This window comes from Nakamurella sp. (genome assembly GCF_048594475.1).
Classification (GTDB): Bacteria; Actinomycetota; Actinomycetes; order Mycobacteriales; family Nakamurellaceae; genus Nakamurella.
Map to the genome: position 1 here is coordinate 1 of NZ_JBMDXT010000451.1, position 4,882 is coordinate 4,882.

At 71.8% G+C, this 4,882-nt stretch carries 3 protein-coding genes; 2 read left to right on the forward strand and 1 reads right to left on the reverse strand.

The annotated features are described in order from the left end of the window. Positions 1 to 1,204: metallopeptidase TldD-related protein (locus ACOJUF_RS20315; protein ID WP_420123633.1), on the forward strand; the 1,204-nt coding region annotated here is incomplete at its 5' end. A gap of 54 nt (positions 1,205 to 1,258) precedes the next feature. On the opposite strand, the gene ACOJUF_RS20320 is transcribed toward ACOJUF_RS20315, so the two are convergent. Continuing rightward, positions 1,259 to 2,155, reverse strand: a complete 897-nt coding sequence (locus tag ACOJUF_RS20320) for a class II glutamine amidotransferase (protein ID WP_420123634.1) — start codon at positions 2,153 to 2,155, stop codon at positions 1,259 to 1,261. Between the two features lie 476 nt (positions 2,156 to 2,631). Here ACOJUF_RS20320 and ACOJUF_RS20325 point away from each other — a divergent pair, with 476 nt between their 5' ends. After that, positions 2,632 to 4,527 carry a phosphoenolpyruvate carboxykinase (GTP) gene (locus ACOJUF_RS20325; protein ID WP_420123635.1) on the forward strand — a complete coding sequence of 632 codons (1,896 nt, stop codon included), beginning with the start codon at positions 2,632 to 2,634 and terminating at the stop codon, positions 4,525 to 4,527. Positions 4,528 to 4,882: the final 355 nt, after the last annotated feature.

Here is a 4,882-nt window from a genome sequence, read left to right on the forward strand (position 1 = left end):
GGTGGCCGGCTCGGCCGCGGACGCGGCCTCCGTCGAGACCGTCGGCGCCGTCGTCGCGGCCGCCCGGGCCGCCGCGGCCGCCACCGCACGGCAGGGTCCGGCCCGGGACGCGCAGCCGCTGATCGGGCCGGACGGGACCGACGACTTCGACGGCGCCCCGGCGGAGACCTCGTTCGCCGTGTTCGACGCGCTGATCGCGCAGCTGGCCGACGGTTTCGACCGGGCCAGGGGGCGGCAGCAGGTGCTGTACGGCTTCGTCGACCACGACGTCACCACCACCTACCTGGGGTCGTCGACCGGACTGCGCCGCCGTTGGGTGCAGCCCACCGGCACCCTGGAAGTCAACGCGAAGTCGGCCGACCTGCGCCGGTCGGCCTGGGCCGGCGCGTCGACCCCGGACTTCGTGGGGGTCGACCTGACCGGGGTGCTCGCCGGCCTCGACCACCGGCTGGGCTGGGCGCAGCGCAGCATCGAGCTGCCGCCGGGCCGCTACCGGACGGTGCTGCCGCCGACCGCGGTGGCCGACCTGATGATCAACCTGTCGTGGAGCGCCGGCGCCCGGGAGGCGCACGAGGGCCGGTCGGTGTTCGCCGCCCCCGGCGGCGGCACCCGTTCGGGCGAGCGGCTCACCGACCGCCCGCTCGACCTGTACAGCGACCCGGCCGAGCCCGGCCTGGCCGCGGCGCCGTTCCTGGTCGCCGGGCAGTCCAGCGACGACGTCTCGGTCTTCGACAACGGCGCCCCGCTCGGCCGGCACGACTTCGTCCGGGGCGGCGTGATCGGCTCCCTGCTGCACACCCGCGGGTCGGCGGCCGAGTTCGGCGAGCCGTTCACCCCGTCCACCGACAACCTCGTCCTGACCGGCGGCGATCCGGGCCGGGACGTCGACGCGCTGGTCGCCGACGTCGACCGGGGCCTGCTGCTGACCTCGCAGTGGTACATCCGCGAGGTCGACCCGATGACGTTGCTGCTGACCGGCCTGACCCGGGACGGGGTATTCCTGGTGGAGCACGGGGAGTTGGTCGGCGCGGTCAACAACTTCCGCTTCAACATGTCCCCGCTGGACATCCTGCGGCAGGCCGCCGACGTGGGGGCGACCGTGCCGACCCTGTCGCGGGAGTGGAGCGACTGGTTCACCCGCACCGCGATGCCGCCGATCACCGTCGACGGGTTCAACATGTCCTCGGTGTCGCCGGCGACCTGATCGGACCCGTCGCCGACGTGCGCCGCGTACGGCCCGAGGTCCGGGCCGGCGGGCTCAGCGGGCCAGGCCGGTGGTGGTCTGGGCGGACGGCGCCTGCGACGCGGCGGCGGTCGGGTCGAGGTCGGCCAGGGTCAGCAGATGCGCCGGGGCGTGCGGGAACGGCCGGCTGGTGGTGATGGTCAGGTCCCGGGACACGTGCAGCAACTCGCCGGAATTCATCAGCCGCCAGCCCGTCTCGCCGTCCATCGGTTCGGTGGCGACGACGACCGCGGGCTGCGCCGTCAGGTCGGGGACGTGGGCCCGGATGCGCGGTGAGGCGACGGCCAGGGGCCGGGCCGGCGCGGGCGAGGTGGCCGTGCGGTCGAGCACGTACAGCTCGTGGTTGGCCGGGTAGCGCAGGGCCCACAGCTCGTCGGGCGTGCCGAGGACGAAGTTGACCGAGAACACGCCGAGATGGTCGGCGATCCAGCCGATCGCCGCCGCGATGCCGTCGGCCACGGAGCCGCCGTGCCGCCGGGTCTCGGCCGTGATCAGCGCGAACATCCGCTCGCTGTCGGTGTCGCCGAGCACGGTCCCGCTCGCGCCCAGCTCCGCCAGCCGCCGGTCCAGGGCGTCGATCCCGGTGAGCGTTCCGTTGTGGGCGAAGATCCGGCCGTCGAGGGTGAACGGATGGGTGTTGGCTACCGTGTGCGCCCCGACGCTGGCGTAGCGGACATGGGCCACGAAGGTGCGGCTGCGGGCCGTCCGGGCCTCCCGGGCGAACTCGGCGTCCTCGTACCCCGCGATCGGCTGCTTGTCCAGCACCGGTGTTCCGTCCGCGGTGAAGACCCCGATGCCGGCGCCGTCCGGATTGCGGTGGCTCTGCCGCCGCAGGCTGTCCGGGGCGTCGAGCAGCCAGAAGGAGGCGGTGACCGGGTCGGCCCCGGCGTGCAATCCGAAGAGTCGGCACATGCCCGCAGCCTGTCAGGCGGTCGCCCCCGGCGCATGACCCGAGACGGGTGGCGGCCCCGGAATCGGGTGGTGATCAGCCGTTACGTTCGGTAATGGCAATTCTCCGCGGATCGGTCGCAATGCTTCTCGAAATGGCCCGCCGTGAACCGGCTCATTTCTTCGGCAATCGTCAGGGGTGAAACGCGGACCGGACGCCGATCCGGACCAAGATCGCGACGCGAGAGCATCTGCGCAGGTAGCGGCAGGTTCACCCAACTCCGACCGGCACCGCACAAGATCGCACACGGGGTGGGCGATCCCACACCCGCGTTGTCGGCGTCTTTCACGATTCTGTGGCGCGGCCGACAGTGAATTGCCGGACCGGTCGCAACACCCCGTGACTACTGTCGCGGGAATCGACTGGCACGACGAGGTGCCGTTCGGCGTTTTGCCAGTCGGCCCGGCCGGCCGTCGGGTCCCGAAACCTGCAGGAGATGATGCTTGTGACCGCCGTGATCCGTCCGACCGACGAAGCCACCGGCGCCGCCGAGATCCCGGCCGTGCCGCTCCCCCGGGTATCGGGCGGGATCGAGCTCGTGGGCGCGCCCGCGGGCACCGCGCCGGCGTTGCTGTCCTGGGTCCTGGAGGTGGCCGAGCTGACCCGGCCCGATCGCGTGGTCTTCACCGACGGGTCCGACGAGGAGTGGACGCGGCTGACCGACCACATGCTGGCGACCGGCACCGTGGTCAAGCTCGCGGCCAAGGAGAACTCCTACTACGCCGCCTCCGACCCGACGGACGTCGCCCGGGTCGAGGACCGCACCTACATCTGTTCGGTCGATCCGGCCGACGCGGGGGCCACCAACAACTGGATGGACCCGAGCGCCATGAAGTCGATCATGACGGCGCTCTACGAGGGCTGCATGGCCGGCCGCACCATGTACGTCGTCCCGTTCTGCATGGGCCCGTACGACGCCCCGAACCCCAAGCTCGGCGTCGAGATCACCGACTCCGAGTACGTGGTCGCCTCCATGCGGATCATGACCCGGATGGGCACGCGGGCGCTGGAGCTGATCAACCAGGGTCTGCCCTGGGTCAAGGCCCTCCATTCGATCGGGGCGCCGCTGGCGCCGGGCCAGCAGGACGTGCCCTGGCCGTGCAACGACACCAAGTACATCGTGCAGTTCCCGGAGGAGCGGACGATCTGGTCGTTCGGCTCCGGCTACGGCGGCAACGCCCTGCTCGGCAAGAAGTGCTACTCGCTGCGCATCGCCTCGGTGATGGCCCGGGACGAGGGCTGGCTGGCCGAGCACATGCTGATCCTCAAGATCACCTCGCCCGAGGGCAAGGTCAACTACATCGCCGCCGCGTTCCCCAGCGCGTGCGGCAAGACCAACCTGGCCATGCTGGAGCCGACGATCCCGGGCTGGAAGGTCGAGACGCTGGGCGACGACATCGCCTGGATGACGTTCGGCGAGGACGGCCGGCTGTACGCGGTCAACCCCGAGTACGGCCTGTTCGGCGTGGCCCCGGGCACCGGGTGGAACACGAACCCGAACGCGATGCGGACCATCGCCCAGGGCAACTCGCTGTTCACCAATGTCGCGCTGACCGACGACGGCGACGTCTGGTGGGAGGGCCTGTCGGAGGAGCCGCCGGCCCACCTGACCGACTGGAAGGGCCGCGACTGGACCCCGGACAGCACTGAGCCCTCGAGCCACCCGAACTCGCGCTTCTGCACCCCGATCACGCAGTGCCCGATCATCGCCGACGAGTACTTCGAGCCGGTCGGCGTGCCGATCTCGGCCATCCTGTTCGGCGGACGCCGCAAGACCACCGTCCCGTTGGTCACCCAGTCCCGCGACTGGCAGCACGGCGTGTTCATGGGCGCCACGCTGTCCTCGGAGACCACCGCCGCGGCGACCGGAGCGGTCGGCGTGGTCCGCCGCGACCCGATGGCCATGCTGCCGTTCATCGGCTACAACGCCGGCGACTACTTCGCGCACTGGATCGACATGGGCAAGGGTGCCGACGCCGGCAAGCTGCCCAAGATCTTCTACGTGAACTGGTTCCGGCGCGACGCCGACGGCGGGTTCCTGTGGCCGGGCTTCGGGGAGAACTCCCGGGTGCTCAAGTGGGTCATGGAACGGCTGGAGGGGACCGCCGCCGCGGTCGAGACCCCCATCGGCCACGTGCCCGGGGTCGGCTCGCTGGACGTCGACGGCCTCGATCTGACGGCCGAGCAGGTGGCCGCCGCGCTGGAGGTCGACCGCGACGAGTGGGCGGCCGAGATCCCGCTGATCGAGGAGTGGTTCGCCAAGATCGGCGACTCGGTGCCCTCCTCGCTGCGGGACGAGCTGGATGCGCTCAAGCTGCGGCTGGGCCTGAGCTGACCGCCCGCCCGGGGCCCGCGCGCCCCGGGTGCCGGTGCCGCGGCGGCGTCGACACGACCACGGATCGACGCCGCCGCCGGGCTCGCCCTCCGGCCGGACCAGCCAAGTCGGTGATTCTGGGCCCGGTGAACCGGGTGAATCGGACTTCGAACCCGGGCGGCCGTCGATTCGTGGTTTCCTAGTCGAGTCAGAACGCCGGGTCGCGGGGTGGCGCCCGGGGCTTGGGGCGTCCATCGCCGCCGCCGGGGTGGCGGCGGGTGGGTACTAGGGGATAGCTGGTTGTGGTGACACAGTCGCGGAACGGCGAGCGGCGCGGGGGATCCTGGTGGCGCACGCCGTTGTCCCGGCGCGACCT